The organism is Sulfurimonas sp., from assembly GCF_028714975.1.
In the GTDB taxonomy this organism is placed as follows: Bacteria; Campylobacterota; Campylobacteria; order Campylobacterales; family Sulfurimonadaceae; genus Sulfurimonas.
In genome coordinates this window covers 85,023-106,633 of the sequence record NZ_JAQTLH010000007.1, presented here as the reverse complement: position 1 = coordinate 106,633, position 21,611 = coordinate 85,023, and the positions used below count along the sequence as shown (strand labels likewise).

Genomic DNA, 21,611 nt, shown 5'->3' with positions numbered 1-21,611 from the left:
ACTTAAATTGTTTTTAAAAGCCTAAGAGCTTCTTTTACGAGCGAAGAGGTGTCGTTAGAGTTACATTCGCTTAATACTTTTAATATCTTCTCTTTTTTAAATCCTAATGATTCTAACGCTTCGCTAGCTTGGTTAAAAGCTTGATTTAACGGTTCATTTTGCGATGAAACAAGCTCGACGTCAAAACCGCTTAACTCAACTAAAATTCTTCCTGCATTTTTAGGACCGATTCCCGGAACTTTTTTTACGCCGTTTATATCTTTGTTATTTATTACGACTCCAAATTGAGCAGGCGTATATGTCGAGCATATTGCCATTGCTACTTTTGGACCTACGCCGTTTATCTTTATAAGCCTCTCAAAGAGTTTTTTTTCGCTCATCTGTAAAAAACCGTAAAGCAGCTGAGCATCTTCTCTTATTACATGGGATGTAAAAAGTTTAACCTCATCGCTTCCTAGAGCAGAAAAACTCTGAAGAGATATAAAAACTTCGTAAACTACGCCGCTTACATCCACATGCACAAAAGACGGCTCTTTGTATAAAATCATTCCTCTTAAACCTACTATCAATCACGCACCGCCTGAATTTCAAATACTCCCTCTTCTACCTCTACAACAGCAAACATTTTGTCAGGCGACCCTTCTCTTGGCTTGTATACAAGCTGAATCGGCGGCTTAATTAACTTAAAAATAATTTCATTATGCCCAATCCATTTATCTCTATTTATAATTCTTGCATCCACGATATTATCTTGAAAAGATGCTGTCTTAGTTGTTAAAAGAAGAAGTTTATCATTTTTGACATTATACTCATTTGTTATGTTTTCTAAATGCTCTTGTGTTTTGTAAAATTGCTTGTATTTAGCAACAAAAGATGAAGGCATCTGTATACCGTTTTTTTTATAATGTATCAATCTCTGTTTTACTTCATTAAAAGCAGTCTGATTATCTTGAACTAATTTTTTATATCTATCTATCTCTTTTTTTATCTCTGTAACACTAACTCGAAGCTCATTGATCTCATTTTGATTTTCATTAAGCCCCTCTTTTTTATCTTTTTGTACTAGCGGATCAATCGTAAAAATATTTTCACTTCCTTGAAGCTTTTTAATTTCAATCAATCTTGAAGCCGTAGCTTTTACATGTGAAGCACATAATCCTATCTCTATATCTTTAGCTCTTATATTTCCGCCTAGCGCTTGAGCAATTTCTACTTTTTTTCCCTCAACAACTCCAAGCTCAAGTCTTGTTATCTTGATGTTATCCCCAATTGCTAAACCTTTATGTACATTTATGGTCAAATCATTTGCTCTTATTTGAGAAGTTTTATGAGTTTGCCCTTCTACCGTGGCTTTTTTGGCGCTTATTTTAGCATTTGGTCCAACACTTCCTTTTATTTCTATTTCGCTGACTTCAACCTCCATGCCTGTTCCGATTGCATCTTTTTGATAATCATTCTCTTTCACACTCAAAGAAACATCCGAATTTAATCCGGTTGAGATAGAACCCGTACTTTTAAAAGTTACCTCTCCGACATCCATCTCTGATTTTATTTTATAAACATTTGCTTCCAAGCTTATATAACCGTTCGTTTTTGCACGATATGCGATATTGTCTTTGTTATCAACAATCTCTATCGTATCATCAACGCTAAAATTCGGTATATTTTTTATTTGCGGCTCTAACGGTTCTAAGAATTCGCCGCGACAATTTCTACCGGGTTTACCCTTTTTGGGTTTTATATATTCCATTAAGATATCACCCTCTAAAACACTATTTATAAAACCTCTCTTAGAGTAATCGACACGATCACTACCGCTTGTTGAACTACTATTTTTATTGTAGTGAATTATAAACTCATCGTTTATAGTGGGAGTCGGTTCATATGCGTCTGCTATAAGTATTGTTTGATTGTTATCATATTTTATATTTCCGTCAACTTTTGCGAGTGCAGAAACCTTTGAAACAACTTCTTTAACCATTTCATCAAAGATATTTACCAAGATTCCGGCTCTAATCTTGCTTTTATTTATATAGTTTAAAAAATCTTCCTCAAATCTCGGGTTTCCGACAGCCTCCGAACCTGCTTTTATACTCAAATATACTTTACATTTTGTAGCATTTGCTCCGATGGCTGCATGAAAATTTTTAAATACATCTTTATTTTCTTTCGTATATATTTCAACTTCATATACCTGTTTTATTTGAAAATTTTGATTCAGTATTGCCGACGCGTCATCTAGTTGATGTACTTCAGCTGCACTTACCTCTTCCCAATCAGTTTCACTTTTATCTCTGTTTATTCTTGTGTATGTCAAAATTTCTAATATATCAAAATCTAAGGTATTTGGGTTTACATTATTTTTTCTTGCTATATCGGCTATCTCTTTAGCAACATTTTGTGTCTTGACGACTGTAGGACGAATTTTTTTCGGTACTTGTTCTTTTTTGCTATTTGAATCAAATAACCCCATTGTTTTGCATCCTGTATTAAATTTTAAAAAATTCAGCCCTACATTTTAATCAAATATTTGTTAAAATTTCGTAAAGACAATACATATCCGCAAAAAGAAGCCTATGTTTAAAGCAATATTCACCAACAGTTTTGGAATTTTATTCTCAAGAGTTTTAGGTTTTTTAAGAGATTTAATGACTGCTTCCGCACTCGGTGCGAACATTTATAGCGACATTTTTTTTATAGCATTTAAACTTCCGAATCTCTTTCGCCGTATCTTTGCCGAGGGTGCTTTTACTCAAGTTTTCATTCCCGCTTACGCAAAATCAAAACATAGAGCCGTTTTTTTAGCCCATATTTTTATAATTTTTATATCAATAATTGTCATTTTGTCCCTGCTTGTGACTATTTTACCGGACATTGCCACACAGGTTATGGCATTTGGTTTTAGTGATGAAATCGTCGAACTAGCTTCTCCCTTTGTTGCCATAAACTTTTGGTATCTGCCGTTTATATTTGCAGTAACATTTCTCGGCTCAATTTTGCAATACAAACGACACTTTGCAACAACGGCATTTTCCACTGCCTTGCTAAATGTTTCACTTATACTGGCACTATATCTCTCACAAGATAAAACTCAATGTGAAATAGTCTACTACCTTAGTTTTGGCGTTGTAGCAGGCGGAGCTATGCAGCTTGGCGTCCACATCATCGCAATACAAAAATTAGGGCTTTTAAAGCTTGTTTACGGCGGTTTTAGATACTTAAAAATAAAATCAAAAAAGATAGCAAACGAAACAGATAAATTTAAAAAACAGTTTTTTCCCGCTATGTGGGGAAACTCTACTTCACAAGTTAGTGCATTTTTAGATACTTGGCTTGCCTCATTTTTGAGCGCAGGCTCCATTAGTTATCTTTACTACTCAAACCGTATATTTCAACTCCCTCTGGCAATCTTTGCCATTGCAACTTCAATTGCTCTTTTTCCTAGTATCGCAAGATATATTAAAAACCAAGATGAAGAAAAAGCTATGGCTTATCTTAAAAAAGCTTTTTGGTTTTTGGCATTTTTACTCACCATAAGCACAATCGGCGGATATGTTTTAGCGCATGAGATAGTTTGGGGGCTTTTTGAAAGAGGCGCGTTTACCGAGTCAGATACCCAAAAAACAACGGTAGTTTTACAGATGTATATGATAGGACTTCTGCCGTTTGGTCTGCAAAAACTTTTTCTGCTTTGGCTCTACGCAAAAGAGCAACAGCTAAGAGCCGCAAAAATAGCCACCGCATCTCTTGGTTCAAACATAATCTTCTCACTAATTTTAATTATACCTATGGGTGCAACGGGACTCGCTCTTGCCGGAACGCTAGGCGGATTTGTCGGATTTTTTCTAACTATAAGAGCATTTGGCGTAAAAAACTTTTTTGATATACTTCGCTCTAAAAAAAGTATCTATCTTGTTGTCGGCTCTATTTTATTTACAATTTTATTACTAATTTTTAAGGATTTTATCAGTGCATATTTATGATTCGGTACAAAAAGCAAAAAGAGAGTTTGTCTCGCAAGAAGAGGGAAAAGTTAGCCTCTATGTCTGCGGTCCTACGGTTTACGACGATGCGCATTTGGGTCACGCAAAAAGCGCTTTGGTTTTTGACCTGCTCGCAAGAGTTTTGAGTGCTAACGGATACGAAGTAACTTATGCACGAAACATCACGGACATAGACGATAAAATCATCAAAAAAGCCGCAGAAGCAAACAAAAGCATAAAAGAGATAACGGATTTTTATACTGATGCTTACCACTTTGAGATGGCTAAACTCGGGGTTGCTCGTCCAAACATTGAGCCAAAAGCGACAGAATCACTTGAAGCTATGTTTGAACTTATACAAAAGCTTCTTGATAGCAGCCACGCTTACAAAACAGATAGCGGAGATATTTACTTCGATACTTCAAGCGATAGCGACTATCTGAAACTATCACATAGAGTTCAAGACGAAAACGAAAAACTTCAAAGAGTCGAGAGTTCGTCAGAGAAAAAAAACAGTGCCGATTTTGCACTTTGGAAAAGCGTTCACGACGAGAGCGTCTCGTTTGATTCGCCATTTGGCAAAGGTCGCCCAGGATGGCATATAGAGTGTTCTGCAATGATAGAGAAACACTTGGCAAAAAAAGAGGCGAGATTTGCAGTAGATATTCACGGCGGCGGAGCTGATTTGCTCTTTCCGCACCATGAAAACGAAGCAGCACAAACAAGATGTGCTACAAACCATACTTTGGCTAACTACTGGATACACAACGGTTTTGTAAATATTGATGGCGAGAAGATGAGCAAGAGCTTGGGAAACAGCTTTTTTCTGCGCGATGCTCTTAAGGTTTACGACGGAGAAGTTTTAAGATTTTATCTTCTTGGCACTCACTATCGAGCCAACTTCAACTTCAATGAAGAGGATTTACTGAACTCCAAAAAGAGACTGGATAAAATCTACAGACTAAAAAAACGACTCTTTGGTTTAACGCATGAAAATCAAAAAACGGCTTTTGGAGACGAACTTTTAAAAACTCTAAGCGATGACTTAAATATTTCGGCTTCTTTAGCGCTCATAGATGAGATGATTTCAGTTGCAAACGAAAAACTTGATAGTGACGCAAAAGCCAAAGAGTTTAAAAAAGAGACTCTCTCAAATCTGGCTTATATAGAAAAAGTATTGGGATTTGGCGTTAAAAATCCTTATGAATATTTTCAGCAAGGCGTAGATGAAGAGACAAAAGCAAAAATCAACTCGCTCATACTTCAAAGAAGCGAGGCGAAAAAGGCAAAAGATTTCGCAACTTCCGATGCAATCCGCGATGAGATTTTAACTTACGGCATAAACATAATGGATACCGCACAAGGCACGCTCTGGGAGAAGATATAATCTTTTTTCGGAAATTTAACAGATAGTAAAGGAGAGGCAATGAGAGATATTTTTCAAAAAAAAGATATGACCGGCGTTAATGGAGAGTTTCAACGTAGCTTAGGGTTAATGGATGTGACATTTATCGGTGTCGGTGCGGTTATAGGCGCAGGAATATTTGTCATCACCGGTCAAGCAGCGGCAACTATGGCAGGACCTGCTATCGTTTTATCATTTTTACTCGGTGCCGTTATGATCGGCATTACTGCCCTGATTTATGCAGAGCTGAGTTCTGCTTATCCTGTAGCCGGAAGTGCATATAGTTTTACATTTGCCTCTTTGGGAGAAGTGTTTGCATGGTTTGTCGGGTGGAATCTGTTACTAGAGTATGGTGTAGCTACTGCCGCGGTAGCCACGGGATGGTCGGGATATTTACGCCGTTTTTTAGAAAACAGTATGGGAGTTGAGATTCCATTGGCTCTTAGCGGTGCGTATAATCCTAGCGCAGGAACATATATCGATATCAGCGCTTTTGGAATTATTCTAGCGATTTTTGCTCTCCTTGCGATTGGGATTAAAGAGAGTGCCCGAGTCAATACGGCTATTGTGTTAATCAAGCTTGCTGTTTTGATTACCTTTGTCGTTGTCGGTTTGCCGCATGTTGATTTTAACAACTTATCGAACTTCTTCCCTTTTGGTTGGGAAGGGGTTTGGCACGGTGCCGCACTGATTATTTTTGCTTATCTGGGCTTTGATGCAATTAGCACGGTAGCAGAAGAGACAAAAAATCCTACTCGTAATATTCCGCTAGGGCTAATCCTTTCATTAGCACTAAGTGTCGTCTTTTTTATCCTTGTGAGCTTTACTCTTACAGCGATTGTTCCCTACCAAGAACTCAATGTTCCAGATGCGCTGGCATTTGCGCTTTATAAAGTAAACGAACCGTTTGCTGCTAATATCATTGCCTTGGGAGCGGTTATAACAATCACAACCGTAATGTTGGTTATGGGACTTGGATTTACTAGAATTCTCTTTGCCCTTGCGCGTGATGGGCTTTTACCAAAAAGCATAAGTGAAGTTCATCCGAAATTTAACACTCCTTACAAAGCAACTATTATAGGCGGTGTACTCTTAAGTATTATGGCAGGGCTTGTTCCTCTCAAAACGCTTGCGGAGCTTGTAAACATCGGGACACTATTTGCCTATTTGATGGTAGCGGTAGCAATTATCGTATTGCGTCGCCAAAATATAATTCAGCCTGTATTTAAAGTTCCTGCGTTTAAAATCCTTATGCCGCTTAATTTCATCTTGATTATTTTTATGATGGCAGGATTGCCGTTTGAGACATGGCTACGATTTATCGGATGGTCGGTGATTGGAATGTTAATTTACGCGTTTTACAGTATAAAACGCTCAAAGGCAGAGTAATGACGATGTCAGTATGGCGTCAAGTATTGACACTTCCTATTATAGTCATTGCAATGGGATATTTTGTAGATATTTACGATCTGATTCTATTTGGAGTAGTGCGAGTCGAGAGTTTGAGCGAACTCGGACTAAATAAAGAAGAAATAACTTCATGGGGATCAATCATCCTCAACGCTCAAATGGGAGGGATGTTAATCGGAGGAATATTATGGGGGATTTTAGGAGATAAAAAAGGGCGTTTATCCGTACTCTTTGCCTCGATTATCCTCTATTCGATTGCAAATTTTCTCAATGCGTTCGTAAGCAATGTCGAACAGTACGCACTTCTTCGTTTTATAGCAGGTATCGGTTTAGCAGGTGAGCTGGGAGCCGGTGTAACACTGGTTGCCGAAATTCTCCCAAAAGAGCTGCGCGGATACGGAGTAATGAGCATTGCGGCATTTGGGGTGCTTGGAGTTGTCGCGGCAAATATCATAGCGGAACACTTTGCATGGCGTAATGCCTACATTATCGGTGGTTTACTCGGTTTTTCACTGTTGATTTTAAGATTTCGAGTCAGAGAATCGGCAATGTTTGAACATCATTTAAGCGATGATGTCAAAAGAGGACATTTTTTCGGTCTATTCACCCACAAAAAGCTTTTTAACAAATATATAAAAGCAATCGTTATCGGTATGCCGTTATGGTATGTTGTAGGGGTTTTGGTAATGTTTTCACCCGAATTTGCAAAAGCGCTCTCTATTGACGGAGAAGTAAGTGCGGGACAATCACTAATGTACTGTTATATTGGACTATCTATCGGTGATTTAGCAAGCGGTTATCTCTCTCAGCAGATGAAAAGCCGCAAACGAGCCTACGCGATTTTTATGCTCTTTTCATTGGCAAGCGTCATTTACTACTTCAGCTTATCCGGAGCAAATGCCGCATCTTTTTACAGTACGGTATTTTTTCTGGGGGTATTTTGCGGTTATTGGGCGCTCTTTATTACTATGGCGGCAGAGCAGTTTGGAACAAATATCCGTGCAACGGTGGCAACAACGATTCCAAATTTTGTTCGCGGTTCGGTAGTTCCCATCACCTCAAGCTTTATGTTTCTAAAAGAGAGCATGGGAGTTTTGGGTTCGGCAGCTACGGTCGGAGTTGTGACATTTTCGATTGCACTAATCGCTCTTTATTTTACCCGCGAAACATTTCATGAGGATTTGGATTATATAGAGACATAAAATTTAGGAGGATAAACTCTAAAGTTTTTTTCCCCTATTTTTATATCCTGTATTTATGCGGAGATGAAGCCCGAGATAGTACATATGCGTTATAGCTTTTTTTAACAGATAAGCCGCATAACCTTTTACTTTTATAACCCCAAAAAGTTCTCCGGTACAGTATCTTCCGCCGAGTGCTATAAACACGCCAAGAACCGATGCATCAAACGGTTCTGTCTCTTTTTTATCTATCCTTTTACGAATCGCCTTTGCTACATACTCAGCGCTTCTCTCTGCACTCTGAGCGGTCGGCGGGAGAATGTTTCCTTTTATATCCCTCATCTCTACGCAATCACCTATGGCAAAAACATTCTTCATACCGCCTATATTTAACTCTTTGTTTGGTATGAACTGAGAGATTCTATTTTTCTCAATATTCAAATTAACATTCAAATCTGACGCTTTTATCCCGCCCGTAAAAATCATAAAATGGTATTTTAACTTTTGAGAGTTTTTAAAGTAGATATACTCATTATCCATTTTGTCTATAAAAGTATCCGCAAGAATATTTACGCCAAGTGATTGCAGCCTTTTTTGAGTATTATTTATCAAAAATCCGCTCATTCCCGGAAGTATGGTTTTACTCGCGTCAATGAGATAAATCTTTATATTTTTTGCTCTTTGCCCTATTGTTTTACTATAAGTATGAATTATGTTTGCCATCTCTGCTGCTACTTCGACACCGCTTAGCCCTGCCCCGCCGATAGCAAGATTTATATCTTCGTTATTGTCTTCGTTTTGCAGTTTTTTATATATCAGGTTTTGAAACTCTACTCTAAAATTATGCGCTCTATGCAAGTTTTTAACACCAAAACTATGCTCTCTCAAACCCTCGATAAATGAAAAAAAGTTTGTTTTGGCACCCGTTGCAATCACCAAGTAGTCATAAGCGATTGACTCTTTAGAAGTCTGTACAAACTTTGCTTCAAAATCGACATTTTTAGCTTTGTCGTACACAAAATGAACATTGTTTCCAAAACCTCTGCACCAATCTTCTAAGTCAATTACTACATCACTCATATCAAATCTGCCCGCTATATAGCCGTATGCCTCCGTTTGAAGATAGTGATAGGGATTTTTATCTATAAGCGTTATCTCTATATCTGCATACTTTGCCAAAAATTCTACGGCACGCAATCCGCCGTATCCGCCGCCTATAATTACAACTTTTTTATTCAAACTTTGCCTTTTACCCCATAAATAGTTAAAATTATACAAAAATTATTAGGCATACAATGACAATCGAACAATTAAGAGCTCTGCTTTTAGAGAACTCAAAAGATTTAACAGACGAATTTAAAAGACTTTTTCACGGTCGCGGCGGACTTTATGACGGCTGGAAACATTTAACGGTAGACTCCATAGATGAGATTTTAAGCGTGGCTCTATATATGCAAGAGGAGTCGGAGAGCCAACTGATAGAGATGTTAAAAGAGTTTGCGGCTAACTCAAGACATAAAACGGTAGTTATTCAAAGAAGATACATAAAAGGCTCTCCAAGCGAAATCATAGTCGGGGAACTTGGAGAAAATCTATTTGCAATAGAAAACGGTATGAAATTTAAGCTAAATCTACTCTCAAACCAAAACAGTCTCTATTTTCCCGATATGAAAAACGGCAGAGCGTTTGTAAGAGAAAACTCAAAAAACAAAACCGTTTTAAACCTCTTCTCCTACACATGCGCATTTAGCGTTGCGGCAAAACTCGGCGGTGCTCTAAGCGTCTCAAATATCGATATGAGCAAAAGTGCACTCTCAACCGGAAAAGCGAACCATCATCTAAACGCCATTGAGCCAAGAGGTATAAGTTTTTTACCGTACAACATACTTAAATCATTCTCACGCATAAAGCAAAACGGACCTTACGACCTGATCATTATAGACCCTCCAACCTCCCAAAGAGGTAGCTTTGAAGCCGTAAAAGATTATGAAAAAATCATAAAAAAACTACCTGAAATCGCTTCTGATGAGTGCATAGTTTTAGCTTCTCTTAACTCAACCGAACTAGACTCAAATTTTATAATCAACCTAATGAACGAGTTCGCACCGGAGTTTAAATTTGTAAAACGGCTTGAAAATTTAAAAGAGTTTGCAAGCACGGACGAAGAGAGAAGTCTGAAAAATTTGGTTTTTGAAAGAGAAAATTAAAAAATATACAGAGATCTCTGCATATTTAGCATCTTACTCGCAAAAATCCGCTAAAAGACTGGCTTTTACGCTAAGGTATTTCTCTTTGCCTTTTAGTTTTTTAACTATTTGAAGTGCAAAACAGATGGCGGTTGCGGGACCGCGGGATGTTATAATATTGCCGTCTTCTACAACCATTTTTGTTTCATCAAATCCATCCTCTCTTATCTGCTCTTCAATCGTCGGGTAACATGTGTAGTTATGCTTTAACACGCCCGCACTGTGAAGTACAAGAGGTGCTGCACAAATTGCCCCTATGTTTTTGCCTTTTTTATCCATCTCTTTTAGTATATTTTGCACCGTTTCATCATCACGAAGCGCTAATGTTCCACCCCAGCCGCCCGGCAGAACTATCATATCAAGCTTATCTACTACTATGTCGTTTATCTGCATATCGCATAAAACGCTAACGCCGTGCGCACCTTTTACGGCACTGTTTTCATCCAAAGAAGCAACCAAAACTTCAATATCTCCTCTTCTTAAAACATCAATAATATTAATAGCTTCAATCTCTTCAAATCCGTTTGCCAGCGGCACTAAAACTCTGCTCATTTGTATCTCCTAATATTTTTTATCTCCTTAATTCTATACTTTTTTATCAATTTTTACAAGCAAATTGATTTTTACTATCAACTGCCCTTTACCTTTTTTTTAGTATAATCACAAAATTTTAAGCTAAAGAGACAACTATAATGATAAATTATCAAACCCTAAAACCTTGGCTGTATAAACTAGACCCTGAAGTTGCTCATCAAGTTGCCGAAACGGCACTTAGAGTGCCTAATATCTGCCCGATACTTTTCAATCCGTTTTTAAAATCGCACTTTGTAACAAACGATATTTTAAAGCAAGAGCTTTTCGGTCGTACCTTTTTAAACCCGATAGGTCTTGGTGCAGGGTTTGATAAAAATGCAACTATGATTCGCGGCATACAAATTTTGGGATTTGGTTTTACTGAGATAGGAACCGTCACTCCAAGACCGCAAGCAGGAAATCCAAAACCTAGAATGTTTAGACATGTGGAAGAAGAGAGTATCCAAAATGCTATGGGTTTTAATAATGACGGACTTTTAAGCGTTCAAAAAAGATTGAAAGAGAGATTTCCTTTTACTACCCCTATCGGTATAAACATCGGCAAAAATAAAACCACCTCTGATGCCGAAGCGATAAACGACTACACGACTCTTATAAAAGCGTTGCATGATTTGGGTGATTATTTGGTAATCAACATCTCATCTCCAAACACTCCTGGACTTAGAGATTTGCAAAACGAAGAGTTTATCACAAGACTTTTTAGCGAAGCTAAAGAGATAACAAACAAGCCTATTTTACTTAAAATCGCACCCGATATGAGCAAAGAAGATGCAGTAGCGCTAACGACTTTGGCTGTTGAAAAGGGAGCAGACGGCATTATTGCTACAAACACCACGATTGATTACTCACTTGTAAAAAACCCGCAAAGCATCGGCGGACTTAGCGGAGCCGTTTTAAAAGAGAAGAGTTTTGAGATATTTGAAGCAATCGCAAAAGAGCTTTACGGAAAAACTACACTTATCTCAGTCGGCGGTATAGACTCTGCTAAAGAGGCTTACAGACGCATAAAAGCCGGAGCTTCGCTTGTAGAGATTTACAGCGGGCTTATATTTCATGGATTTGACATGATAAAAGATATAAATACAGAACTTACAGAACTTATAAAAGCCGACGGATATGCAAATATCACAGAGGCAATAGGAAGCGACAGAAAGTGAAAATTTTCTTAGCTCTTACACTAATTTTAGGAACTTTAATGGCATCGTCACTACCGAAGTATGAAACAAAAACTCTAGAAAATGGGCTGCAAATTGTCGTAATTCCTCTTAAAAACAGTACAAATGTCATAAGTACGGATATATTTTACAAAGTCGGAAGCAGAAATGAAGTTATGGGTAAAACCGGAATCGCTCACATGTTGGAGCATATGAACTTCAAATCTACAAAAAACTTAAATGCAGGCGAATTTGACAAAGAGGTAAAAAGTATCGGCGGAGTAAATAACGCTTCAACCAGTTTTGACTACACGCACTACTACATCAAATCAAGCACGCAAAATCTTGGCAAATCACTAGAACTCTATGCCGAACTTATGCAAAATCTAAATCTAAAAGATAAAGAGTTTCAACCAGAAAGAGATGTCGTAGCCGAAGAGAGAAGATGGAGAACGGAAAACTCTCCGCTTGGATATCTATACTTTGCGATGTTTAACAATGCTTATGTGTATCACCCTTACCACTGGACACCGATAGGGTTTATGAACGACATCCAAACTTGGACGATAGAAGATATAAAAAAATTTCATAAAACATACTATCAGCCAAACAACGCTATTTTGATGGTAACAGGCGATGTTGACCCTAAAGATGTTTTCAAAAAAGCCGCAAAAGAGTTTTCTCATATCAAAAACAGGACTAAAATTCCTGAATTTAAGTTTGTAGAACCTGAACAAAACGGCGCAAAAAGAGTGACAATCAATAAAGATAGCGAAGTAGAAATGATTGCTATTACTTTTCATATTCCAAATTTTAAACATGAAGACCAAGTAACTCTTAGTGCCATATCGCAGATTCTGTTTTCAGGAAAAAGTTCAAGACTCTACAAAGAGTTAATGGACAAAAAACATCTCGTAAACAATGTTTATGCTTACAATATGGAAAATATCGACCCGAGCCTTTTTATATTTTTGGCATCATGTAACCCCGGTGTAAAAGCAGAGGATGTCGAAGCAGAGCTTATAAAACAGATCGAAATTATCAAAAATGAAAAAGTTACGAAAGAGGAGATTGAGAAAGTTAAAATCAACACTAAATCGGACTTTATCTACTCACTGGAGAGTTCGACTTCCGTTGCAGAACTTTTTGGAAGTTACCTAGTTCGCGGAGATTTAACACCGCTTTTAACTCATGAAGAGAGTATAGAAAAAATCACGCAAGAAAAAGTTCAAGAAGTTGCAAAAAAATACTTCAACTTTGACAAATCAACAACACTCATCTTAAAAAAAGGTAAATAACTTTACCTTTTTTTTCTTTAATTTATTTAAGGTTAATAGATGTAAAATCTTGCACTAACAAATGGTTAGCCGTATTTAAAAAGCGAGTTGCCATAACGACTATCGCAACTTGAATAATCAATATTAGATGAGGAGTTTACGATGAAAAAATATCCCTTAGCAGTGTCTGTCTTATCTACTGTCTTATTTTTCTCCACAGGATTATTGTCGGCAGCAGATCAAAATCAATCTCAAAAAACCACACAAGAGCAAGAGCAGATATACGGCAGTCAGATTATGACGCAACAAGAGCGTATAGAACACCTTGATAAAATGCGTGCTGCTAAAACTCTCGAAGAGCGAGAGAAAATCCGCAAGGAACATCACGAACTTATGAAAGAACGGGCAAAGGCAAAGGGCATTACGCTACCGGATGAGCCGCCGGCTAGAGGCATGGGCGTTGGACCCGGTGGTGGAATGGGACCCGGTGGAGGTCGCGGTCGCTAATCTCAATAAAACACTATATAGCTCACTCCTATCTTCTTTTAAAAGGGGTGAGTGCCACGATATTTCTACCAAACACAATGCCAAACTCCTCCCTTTTAATACTTTTTTGCTATAATCGCATATTAATTTAACAAGGCTATATAGATGAATATCGTAACCGGTTCGACAACCGCACTCATTACCCCGTTTAAAAACGGAAAATTGGATGAAGAGAGTTATGCTAAACTAATCAGAAGACAAATTAAAGGCGGCATTAATGCCGTATGTCCTGTCGGAACGACGGGAGAGAGCGCTATGCTTACTTATGATGAAGATAGAAGATGTATAGAGATAGCAGTAGAAGTGTGTCGCGGCACAAATACTAAAGTTTTAGCAGGTGCGGGAAGCAACTCAACCGCAGAGGCGATAGAAGCTGCAAAAACTGCACAAAAATGCGGAGTCGACGCAATATTTTCGGTTGCTCCATACTATGTAAAACCGTCTCAAGAGGGACTTTACCAACACTACAAAGCAATAGCCGAATCGGTTCCCCAAATGCCGTTTATGCTTTACAATGTTCCTGGACGCACGGTCGTAGACATTAGTGCCGATACCGTTATCAGACTATTTGACGATGTAAAAAACATCTACGGCATCAAAGAGGCAACGGGAAGTCTTGAGAGAACTATCGAGCTGCTCTCCCGCAGACCTGAACTTAAGGTGTTCAGCGGTGATGATGCAATCGACTACCCTATACTTGCAAACGGCGGTGCAGGCATTACATCCGTTACATCAAACCTTCTTCCCGATCTTAAAAGCGCTCTTGTAGACAAAGCGCTAAGCGGTGATTTTGCAGGTGCAAAGGCACTAAACGATATGCTCTTTCCAATCAACAAAGCTCTATTTTTAGAGTCAAATCCTATCATGATAAAAGCTGCAATGTATATAGCAGGGTTAATCGATACGCTGGAATACAGGCTTCCACTTGTTCCTCCAAGTGTAGAAAATATGAAAAAACTTGAAACTATTATGAAAAATTACGAAATTAAGGATTATAAATGACCGGTAAAACTCTATTTGTAAGCGGCGGAACTCGCGGAATCGGCAGAGCTATCGTTTATGCTTTTGCACAAAAAGGGTGTAATATTGCGTTTACTTACGCAACAAATGCGGATACGGCAAACGAAATTATTGCAGATGTGGAAGCAAAATACGGTGTAAAAGCTCGCGCTTACGGATTAAATATATTGGAGCCCGAAACATACAAAGATGTATTTGTTGAGTTTGATAAAGATTTTGATAGACTGGACTTTTTTATATCAAACGCAATTATCTCAGGTCGTGCCGTTGTAGGCGGATTTGGTCCATTTATGAGACTTAAACCAAAAGGTCTAAACAACATCTATACTGCAACCGTTGATGCATTTGTCGTAGGTGCGCAAGAGTCGGCTAAGAGAATGGAGAAAACAGGCGGCGGAAGCATTATAAGCATGAGCTCAACGGGCAATCTTGTTTACACTCCAAACTATGCGGGACACGGAACAAACAAAGCTGCAGTTGAAGCTATGGTTCGTTACGCTGCCGCTGAGCTTGGCGAGAAAAACATAAGAGTAAATGCAGTAAGCGGCGGACCGATTGACACGGACGCACTAAGAGCATTTCCAAACTATGAAGAGGTAAAAAGCGAAGTAGTAAAACGCTCTCCGCTCTCTCGTATGGGTGAAGCTACTGATTTGACCGGTGCATGTCTATTTTTATGCGGCAATGAGTCATCTTGGCTGACAGGTCAAACTATCGTTATTGACGGCGGAACAACATTTCAATAATGTAGAATAAATATTTTTTAAATTTTTTTGAAAAATATTTACTAAGATAATGCTAATATCTTCTCCATGAAAAAAATAGAGAAACTTATTGAACCCTTAAACCTTATCTATTATGAATACGATAAAGGCAGCAACTCGTTTATACTTGACAGAAACTACTCAAATGAGCACATATTTGAAGAGCTCATAAAAATAACCTACCTGCTTAGTAAGCAAAATATCAATTTTTTTGTAGATGAAAATAAATCTTTAGTTTTAAACAGCCGAGATTCTCTTTTATCAAAAATAAAAAGACATATTGACTCTTTTATGCAAAATATAAAAAACAGCAACTTAAATATCTATATACTAAACGATAAAAAAGTCAAGTGGGCTAAAAATATACCGGTTATCAAGATAGAGCCTATAAAAGTTGATTTGGATTTTTCTTCATATGATGCTTTGATTTTTACATCTAAAAATGCAGTAACTTCGCTCAACTCTTACAATAAGTCTTGGAAAACAAAACCTCTCTATGTTATAGCTCCGCAGACTGCTAAAGTAGCAAGCAATTTAAAAGGAAAGATAAAATTTGTCGGCAAAGAGAAACACGGAAACGAGTTTGCTTATGAGTTGATTCCTCTTTTAAAAAATAAAAAAGTTTTATATATAAGAGGCTCAAAAGTTGTTTCGGATTTGGTGAATGTATTAAATTCAAACGATATTGTTTGCCATGAAGCCATAGTATACGATACGGTATGTATAAACAGTAAAAGAAAGATTAAACTTCCGAAAAATTCTACGATAATCTTCTCTTCGCCCTCAACGATAGAGTGTTTTTTAAAAAATGCTATCTGGGATGAGAGCTACAAAGCAATTTCAATAGGACATACAACGGAGAAATATTTTCCGCCTTATATAACTCCTATTGTTTCTGAAACGACATCATTAGATTCATGTGTAAAAAAAGCCATAGAGCTTGAGAGATTAACTTCCCGTTGAATATACATATGTATAATATTTACTTATACCAAATTAAAGGAAACTAAAATGAAACTAATGACCGCTCTCTTTACTATTACAGCTTCCACTCTTCTGCTAAGCACTTCTGCAATCGCAAAACCAAACCTGCCTCCTCCCGTAGAGGATGTCGTAAAAATGGAAAAAATTGCAGGTCCTGCCGGTGCATTTACGACAAAAGAAAATTTTCCAAAAGACTATTTTTTAATACCCAAAAACCTTCCTTATCTTGTGGGGATGACACTTTATGACCCGTCAAGTTCAAATCTTGGATTATCTAACGAACAGATAGAAGCGATACTAAAAATCAAAAAAGAGTTAATGGCAAGTGCGGTAGAAAAAGCTCTTGTAGTTAAAAAACTCGAACTTGAAGTCGTTGAAAAAATCTCTTTTAAGCATGAAAGCGCCAAAGCGAAAGATCTTTATCCTAAAATTGACGAGATTGCAAAACTAAAAGCGGAACTTACTAAAATACATTTGGATTGTATAGAGAAAGTAAAAGCGGTTCTAACACCAAAACAGTTTGAAGAGATGCTTGATTACGGTATAGTAAATATGTTTTAAAAACAGTAGAAAGTCAGCGAAGATGTGGTGTGAGCCGCCACATCTTCGTAACGCTATTTAACCTTTATTTTTTTCTTCTCTTCATCTTTAGTTAATTTTGGAATAGTAACTTCCAATACTCCGTTTTCACATGAAGCTTTAATATTTTCGGCGTCAACACCTTTTGGCAGAGTGAAACTTCTTAGAAACTTCCCATAACTGCTCTCAAGTTTGTAGTAGTCATCTTTTTTTACTTCATTTTTATGCTTTCTCTCTCCGGATATTGTTAAAACATTATCTTTTGTTTCAACAGAGATATCCTCTTTTTTCACACCGGGCAAATCAGCCTCTATATGATAAGCAAACTCACCCTCTCTAGTATTTACGACAGGCGTAAACCCTAACAATGCACCCTCTTGATTTAAAGCCGGAAAACCACTAAACACCTTCTTTTCCAACTCTCTTAATTCTTTGAATGGATCATACGTAGCAAGTAACATAATAAACTCCTTTGTTTAATATGAAAATATCGTACTACTTAAATACTTAAAAAAAAATTAATAAACTTTTCTAATGCCATACCCCTTCAAGTTTATAGCCGCAGTACGGACATGTGCCGTTTTCATCTAGCTCGTTTGTCACATACTGACCTATGTTTCCGCTTCTGTCAATCACTCTTTTTTTACAATTCGGACAGTATGTAGATTCATAATCTTCATTGTCGACATTGCCGATATAAACATATTTAAGCCCCTCTTCCACTCCTATCTTATAAGCTCTAAGAAGTGTTGATTCGGGAGTGCGGGGAACATCAAGCATCTTGTACATCGGATGAAAAGCCGATAAGTGCCAAGGCATAGATGTATCAACGGCGGCTATAAATTTTGCAATCCCTCTAATCTCTTCGTCGGAATCATTTTTACCCGGAATCAAGAGAGTCGTTATCTCTACCCAAATCCCTCTCTCGTGAGCATATTTCACGGCTTCAAGTACGGGTTTTAGTCTGGCACCGCAAATCTCTTTGTAAAACTCATCCGTAAAACCTTTGATATCTATATTCATTCCGTCTATATATGGTGCGAGCAAATCTATCGCTTTGCGTGTTTCATAACCGCTTGTGACATAGATATTTTTCAGCCCTTTTTCATGCGCTATTTTTGCCGTGTCGTAAGTGTACTCAAAAAAAACTATCGGCTCGTTGTAAGTGTATGCGATTGATTCGCATCCGTTCTCAATGGCAAGTTCGACTATTTTTTGGGGCAAAAGTTCACGACCGACAATTCTATGGGCATGCTCTTTTGGATATTGCGATATATCGAAGTTTTGACAAAACTTGCAAGAGAAGTTACACCCGACTGTTCCAAAAGAAAAAGCTCTGCTTGCAGGCAGAAAATTAAACATAGGTTTTTTCTCTATCGGATCAATATTTACCGCGGCAGCAAGCCCGTATACAAGCAGTTTTAACTCACCGCCCTCAACCTTTCTTACACCGCATATACCGTACTCGCCCTCCTCAAGCTTGCAGGCATGCGCACACGCCTCACACAAAATCTTTCCGCTTGAGAGTTTTTTACTCAACCATGCTGTTTGTGACATCTTTTACTCCTTAATTTTATTTCATAAAACAAAGTTTCTTTAGAAAAGCTTGACACTTTCGTGTCAGAACTTAATAGGTTATTAATAAATCAACGGAACAAATGAAAATCCATAATGTTCAACTCCATCTAGTTCACCACTATCTTTTTTTGTCATTTCATAAACTGAATTTCCAACAGGGATAACGATTTTTCCGCCGACATTTAACTGTTTTACCAGTTTGTAAGGAAACTCATCCGCCGCGGCTGAAACCAAAATGCGATCAAATATTTCGCCTTTGATACCTAGTTCATCTCCTGCCTCAATAATCTTAGCATTTTTAAACTTATATTTTTTAAGGTTACCGCTTCCAAACCCTACAAGCTCGCCGACTCTCTCAACTCCGACAACAGAGCCGTTTTCTCCGGCAATATAAGCTAAAAGCGCCGTAGTCCATCCCGAACCGCTTCCTATATCTAAAATCCTTTGTCCCTTTTTCGGTGACAACATCTCCATCATCATAGCTACCGTTCTGGGTTGAGAGATTGTTTGACCATGCCCGATGCCAAGAGGATGATCTTCATAAACATCTGAAGCATTTGGATTTGCCACAAAATCGGCTCTGTCTACATTTCTAAAAGCTTTTATAATATCGCTTGAGTAAAGTGCACCGACATCTACAAGGTAATCTACCATTGCGCTATTTGAACTCATCGCTATTTGCCCTCCAAGCACAACTCTATACTTATAAACTCTAAATTGTGAGTCTGAGCAACGGATTGGTTTGTCACGACTCCATTGTAAACATTTACTCCAAGAGCTAACGATGCGTCATTTTTTATTGCATTGAGAGTCCCTTCATTTGCCAATTTTTTAGCATAAGAGATTGTAGCATTAGAAAGCGCAACGGATGAAGTTTTTGGATATGCTCCGGGCATATTTGCCACGCAGTAGTGCAATACGCCCTCTTGGATAAAAATAGGATTTGTATGCGTTGTCGGTTTTGAACTCTCCGCCGTTCCGCCTTGATCTATGGCGATATCAACAAAAACCGCTCCCTCTCTCATCACTTTTAATACCTCAAGAGTTATCAACTTCGGTGCCGATGCTCCTCCGTGAATCAACACCGTACTTATGACAATATCAAACTCGTTTATTATTTCTAAAATTATTTGAGGAGAGTAAAGCACTGTTTTTACATTTGGTAACTTTTGCAGCTGTTTTAATTTCGGCATTGTACGGTTCATTACTGTTACATCCGCACCCATACCGATTGCCATATTTGCAGCGTTAAGACCTGCATTACCAGCGCCTATGATTAAAACTTTTGCAGGTTTGACCCCGTCTGCACCGCTTATTAAAATACCCTCACCGCCCTGATAACGGCTAAGATAGTGTGCTGCGACTATCGGTGCCATTTTACCCGCTATCTCGCTCATAGGTTTTAAGAGCGGAAGTTCATTATTTAGCGAAACCGTCTCATAAGCAATTGCACAAACTTTTTTTTCTGCCAAAACAGAAGTTAGCTCTTTTAACGGTGCAAGATGCAGATAACAAAAGAGCGTGTGCTTCTCGTTTAAAAAACCATACTCCGACGGTTGCGGCTCTTTAACTTTTATTATTAAAGCAGCTTTATCATAAACATCTTTGGCATCAAGCGCTACTCTTGCACCTACGCTTATGTAGTCTGCATCACTAAAACCGCTTCCGACTCCCGCCCCGTTTTGAACAAGCACTTCATGCCCATCTTTGATAAGCAACGCAACATTTTGAGGCGTTACGCCGACACGAAATTCATCAATCTTTACCTCTTTTGGGATTCCGATAATCATACTTTACTCCTTAAAAATCATAAAACCAATCTTTTGATTCTTTTAAAAACGGTCTTTGCTCATAAAACTCATCTTTATCGAGTTTAAATCTAAAATTTTGCATATATTCGCTTACAAGTTTATATGCCTCGTTTATCTCTTTAAATTTCTGAGCATCGCCGTTAGGCATATCTGGATGATAAATTTTTGATAGTTTCAGATACTTTTCTTTTAGTCCTGCCTGCGTAAGCCGTGAAGCTATGTTTAAAATTTCAAGAGCTTTTTCAAATTTTTCGTAATTCATAAACTATTCACTTCTAATTTTTTATTCAAACTATCGCTAAAGATAGAGTTTACGCCCATGCTAAAAAGCTCTTTTGCCCGCGCAGAATCATTAACCGTATATACGCCTACAAAAAATCCCGCTTCTCTTAACATCTCTACAGTCTGCCTCTCAACCAACTCGTTATTAAGATTATATCCGTTTACTTTAAGCTCTCTTAGATACTCAAGCAGTCTATGTGGATGTTTGCCCTCAACCAAAGCTGCTGTTAAAATATTCGGTGCTTTTTCCTTAATGATTTTTAGATATTCGTGTCTAAACGACGAGAGCAAAACAGACTCGCTTGCATCACTATTTTTTATCTCTTTAACAACTGTATCGACTACCTCTTCATCACTAAAAATGCCATGCATATCTTTAATCTCAATATTTAGAAAAATGTCATTCTCTTTTATAAACTCTAACGCATCACGAAGAGTAAGCAGCGGCTCTTTATGATTTTCATCTTTGTAAAACCAACTTCCGTAATCGAGTGCGAGAAGCTCATCAATCGTAAAATCGCAAACTTTATACGGCTTTTTGGATACGAAAGAGTCGATTTTAGCAACATTCGTTGTTCTCTCCAATGTATCATCATGCATAACTACGGCAACACCCTCACGGCTAAACTGCACATCTATCTCGATAAAATCGCACTTCCCGATACTCTTTTTTAAAGCCGTAAGAGTATTCTCGGGAGAGATTGAACGAGCCCCTCTATGAGCTGCGATAAGGCCGATTTGGTTTAAAAGTTTCAAAAATTTCATGCACTATTCTATCATTTATTTTAACCGATGTA

General features: G+C 37.9%; 22 protein-coding genes. 12 read left to right on the top strand and 10 right to left on the bottom strand.

From position 1 onward, the window contains the following. Positions 1–2 precede the first annotated feature (2 nt). A complete protein-coding gene (gene ruvA, locus PHQ93_RS07730; RefSeq protein ID WP_299942824.1) occupies positions 3–569 on the bottom strand; it encodes a Holliday junction branch migration protein RuvA in 567 nt (188 codons plus the stop codon). Further along, the gene (locus tag PHQ93_RS07725) at positions 566–2,473 is read right to left on the bottom strand and encodes a flagellar assembly protein A (RefSeq protein WP_299942821.1); all 1,908 of its coding nucleotides are present in this window, start codon (positions 2,471–2,473) and stop codon (positions 566–568) included. Before PHQ93_RS07725 ends, ruvA begins: the two co-directional genes overlap by 4 nt. Before the next feature lie 103 nt (positions 2,474–2,576). Between PHQ93_RS07725 and murJ the strand changes: the two genes are divergently transcribed. The 4 genes from murJ to PHQ93_RS07705 are packed head-to-tail and all read left to right on the top strand — an operon-like array spanning position 2,577 to position 8,000. Continuing rightward, the gene (gene murJ, locus PHQ93_RS07720) at positions 2,577–3,983 is read left to right on the top strand and encodes a murein biosynthesis integral membrane protein MurJ (RefSeq protein ID WP_299942819.1); all 1,407 of its coding nucleotides are present in this window, start codon (positions 2,577–2,579) and stop codon (positions 3,981–3,983) included. Further along, entirely contained in the window at positions 3,970–5,370 is a 1,401-nt protein-coding gene (gene cysS / locus PHQ93_RS07715; protein ID WP_299942817.1) for a cysteine--tRNA ligase, read from the top strand. Before murJ ends, cysS begins: the two co-directional genes overlap by 14 nt. A gap of 39 nt (positions 5,371–5,409) precedes the next feature. Next, positions 5,410–6,777, top strand: a complete 1,368-nt coding sequence (locus tag PHQ93_RS07710) for an amino acid permease (RefSeq protein WP_299942815.1) — start codon at positions 5,410–5,412, stop codon at positions 6,775–6,777. After that, positions 6,777–8,000, top strand: coding sequence for an MFS transporter (locus PHQ93_RS07705; RefSeq protein ID WP_299942813.1), 1,224 nt, complete (start codon positions 6,777–6,779; stop codon positions 7,998–8,000). The genes PHQ93_RS07710 and PHQ93_RS07705 overlap by 1 nt, the downstream gene beginning before the upstream one ends. A gap of 18 nt (positions 8,001–8,018) precedes the next feature. Here the strand turns inward: PHQ93_RS07705 and PHQ93_RS07700 are convergent, their stop codons facing one another. Next, complete coding sequence (locus PHQ93_RS07700; RefSeq protein ID WP_299942811.1) at positions 8,019–9,218, bottom strand: NAD(P)/FAD-dependent oxidoreductase; 1,200 nt, start codon at positions 9,216–9,218, stop codon at positions 8,019–8,021. Between the two features lie 56 nt (positions 9,219–9,274). Here PHQ93_RS07700 and PHQ93_RS07695 point away from each other — a divergent pair, with 56 nt between their 5' ends. After that, a complete protein-coding gene (locus PHQ93_RS07695) occupies positions 9,275–10,186 on the top strand; it encodes a class I SAM-dependent methyltransferase (RefSeq protein ID WP_299942809.1) in 912 nt (303 codons plus the stop codon). Between the two features lie 33 nt (positions 10,187–10,219). Here PHQ93_RS07695 and PHQ93_RS07690 read toward each other — a convergent pair whose 3' ends face one another. Further along, positions 10,220–10,777 carry a DJ-1 family glyoxalase III gene (locus tag PHQ93_RS07690; protein ID WP_299942806.1) on the bottom strand — a complete coding sequence of 186 codons (558 nt, stop codon included), beginning with the start codon at positions 10,775–10,777 and terminating at the stop codon, positions 10,220–10,222. A 140-nt stretch (positions 10,778–10,917) separates the two neighbouring features. On the opposite strand from PHQ93_RS07690, the gene PHQ93_RS07685 reads away from it, so the two are divergent. The 7 genes from PHQ93_RS07685 to PHQ93_RS07655 all read left to right on the top strand — a co-directional run bounded on the left by PHQ93_RS07685 (position 10,918) and on the right by PHQ93_RS07655 (position 17,125). Then, entirely contained in the window at positions 10,918–11,976 is a 1,059-nt protein-coding gene (locus PHQ93_RS07685; protein ID WP_299942804.1) for a quinone-dependent dihydroorotate dehydrogenase, read from the top strand. A gap of 38 nt (positions 11,977–12,014) precedes the next feature. Further along, positions 12,015–13,271 (top strand): pitrilysin family protein, encoded by a 1,257-nt coding sequence (locus PHQ93_RS07680; protein ID WP_299942802.1) that lies wholly within the window; start codon positions 12,015–12,017, stop codon positions 13,269–13,271. Positions 13,272–13,475: 204 nt separating this feature from the next. Continuing rightward, positions 13,476–13,757 carry a hypothetical protein gene (locus PHQ93_RS07675; protein WP_299942800.1) on the top strand — a complete coding sequence of 94 codons (282 nt, stop codon included), beginning with the start codon at positions 13,476–13,478 and terminating at the stop codon, positions 13,755–13,757. A 144-nt stretch (positions 13,758–13,901) separates the two neighbouring features. Beyond that, a complete protein-coding gene (gene dapA, locus PHQ93_RS07670; RefSeq protein ID WP_299942798.1) occupies positions 13,902–14,798 on the top strand; it encodes a 4-hydroxy-tetrahydrodipicolinate synthase in 897 nt (298 codons plus the stop codon). After that, entirely contained in the window at positions 14,795–15,562 is a 768-nt protein-coding gene (locus PHQ93_RS07665; protein ID WP_299942796.1) for an enoyl-ACP reductase, read from the top strand. The genes dapA and PHQ93_RS07665 overlap by 4 nt, the downstream gene beginning before the upstream one ends. 66 nt (positions 15,563–15,628) lie before the next feature. Further along, entirely contained in the window at positions 15,629–16,543 is a 915-nt protein-coding gene (locus tag PHQ93_RS07660; protein WP_299942794.1) for a uroporphyrinogen-III synthase, read from the top strand. A gap of 48 nt (positions 16,544–16,591) precedes the next feature. Beyond that, a complete protein-coding gene (locus PHQ93_RS07655) occupies positions 16,592–17,125 on the top strand; it encodes a hypothetical protein (protein ID WP_299942791.1) in 534 nt (177 codons plus the stop codon). Between the two features lie 53 nt (positions 17,126–17,178). Here PHQ93_RS07655 and PHQ93_RS07650 read toward each other — a convergent pair whose 3' ends face one another. From PHQ93_RS07650 to PHQ93_RS07625, 6 genes are all read right to left on the bottom strand, one after another. Next, positions 17,179–17,604, bottom strand: coding sequence for an Hsp20/alpha crystallin family protein (locus PHQ93_RS07650; RefSeq protein WP_299942789.1), 426 nt, complete (start codon positions 17,602–17,604; stop codon positions 17,179–17,181). A 70-nt stretch (positions 17,605–17,674) separates the two neighbouring features. Next, a complete protein-coding gene (gene amrS, locus PHQ93_RS07645) occupies positions 17,675–18,700 on the bottom strand; it encodes an AmmeMemoRadiSam system radical SAM enzyme (RefSeq protein ID WP_299942787.1) in 1,026 nt (341 codons plus the stop codon). Positions 18,701–18,781: 81 nt separating this feature from the next. Continuing rightward, positions 18,782–19,393, bottom strand: coding sequence for a methyltransferase domain-containing protein (locus tag PHQ93_RS07640; protein ID WP_299942785.1), 612 nt, complete (start codon positions 19,391–19,393; stop codon positions 18,782–18,784). A 2-nt stretch (positions 19,394–19,395) separates the two neighbouring features. After that, entirely contained in the window at positions 19,396–20,511 is a 1,116-nt protein-coding gene (gene ald / locus PHQ93_RS07635; protein ID WP_299942783.1) for an alanine dehydrogenase, read from the bottom strand. Positions 20,512–20,521: 10 nt separating this feature from the next. Continuing rightward, positions 20,522–20,794, bottom strand: coding sequence for a DnaJ domain-containing protein (locus tag PHQ93_RS07630; RefSeq protein WP_299942781.1), 273 nt, complete (start codon positions 20,792–20,794; stop codon positions 20,522–20,524). Then, positions 20,791–21,579, bottom strand: a complete 789-nt coding sequence (locus tag PHQ93_RS07625) for a glycerophosphodiester phosphodiesterase family protein (RefSeq protein WP_299942779.1) — start codon at positions 21,577–21,579, stop codon at positions 20,791–20,793. The genes PHQ93_RS07630 and PHQ93_RS07625 overlap by 4 nt, the downstream gene beginning before the upstream one ends. Positions 21,580–21,611 lie beyond the last annotated feature (32 nt).